We start from the raw sequence: 1,344 nt of genomic DNA, 5'->3' as shown, positions 1-1,344 counted from the left end.
TACTTGAACGGGTTAATTGGAAATCAGAGACAAGCTGCCTGAGTATAATTACTCACTACAAAAGTGACATACTCCCCCTTAGATTCCTCACCATTATGGGGAGCAGGTAAAGTCGAAGATACATATAATCTATTGGGTCATGCTTTGCGTAAGGCAGTGAGTGTGATAGCTCGTCAGCAGGGGCGGGGGCTGACAGAAATTGCTGATGAAGCCGGTGCGCCAATTCTCAAGAGTTCCAGCTTAAAAACTGCCTTAGACTTAAACTGGGATGATCCAATCGAGCGTCAAAACGCACTTTCAATTATCCTAAACAGCTTAGATTCTGTAGAAGAATGGATGCAAGGCCAGTCCGATTGTGATGAAATTGAAGTGGCCCAAGAAACTCTGGATATTGCTCGATTCATTGAATCCCAAAATGTGACTTTAGACTCTCAAGGATCTCCTATTCTCACCAAAGGGGTGGCCAAAGACCGTCGCATTTCTATTGAAGACCCAGATATGCGGCATGGACGGAAAAGCCGGTCTAAGAAAATAGATGGGTATAAACGTCACGTCCTCAAAGATTTAGATATAGGTGTAGTTCGGGCTGTGGCTTTGACGAAAGCAAATACTCCAGAATCTGCTGCTACGGTTGACCTAGAAAGTGACTTAAGATTCCAAAATCCTCACCTAGCTGAGTTACATATTGACCGAGCTTATTTATCCAGTCATTGGGTCACACAGCGGGATGAGCAATTAAAAATATTTTGTAAGGCGTGGCCGGTCAGAAATTCTGGCAGGTTTGATAAAAATGCCTTTTTCCTAGACTGGGATACGCATTTAATTAGCTGCCCAAATCAGGTAAGTATCCCATTTGAACCCGGAAAAGTTGTTCATTTTCCTGAGAGTGAATGTGCAATTTGTCCTCTGAGGGAAGACTGTACGAACAGTAAAAAAGGACGCAGTATATCAATTCATGCTGATGAAGCCTTAATGCAAGAGTTGCGAGCGCGTCAATCCACTACTATTGGTCGTCAAGAATTGAGAGAGCGTACTACAGTTGAACATTCTTTAGCTCATATTGGTCATTGGCAGGGGAATCGTGCCCGCTATATTGGACAACGTAAAAATCTCTTCGATCTACGCCGAGTCGCTGTTGTCCATAACCTTCATGTCATTGCTCGAATGGGTAAGGTTCTGCCAATTAAACCGAGCATAGAGTCGAACTCATTGACCGGGTAACTGCATACAGCCTTTTTCTTGTCAATACCTAATACTGAACCGACGCTCTAGGAAAAAGGAATTTTTATCAAACCGTCCAGAATTTTTGACCGGCCACGCCTTACAAAATATCTGTAATTTATC

Annotated in this window: 1 pseudogene; it reads left to right on the top strand. The window is 43.2% G+C overall.

Going from position 1 to position 1,344, the window contains the following annotated elements:
• Nucleotides 1–576 precede the first annotated feature (576 nt).
• Nucleotides 577–1,221: pseudogene (locus QUA78_RS33060) on the top strand (transposase); the annotation flags it as partial.
• Nucleotides 1,222–1,344 lie beyond the last annotated feature (123 nt).

Source organism: Microcoleus sp. K4-B3 (assembly GCF_036704615.1).
In the GTDB taxonomy this organism is placed as follows: domain Bacteria; phylum Cyanobacteriota; class Cyanobacteriia; order Cyanobacteriales; family Microcoleaceae; genus Microcoleus.
This window is presented reverse-complemented; position numbering and strand designations above follow the sequence as displayed.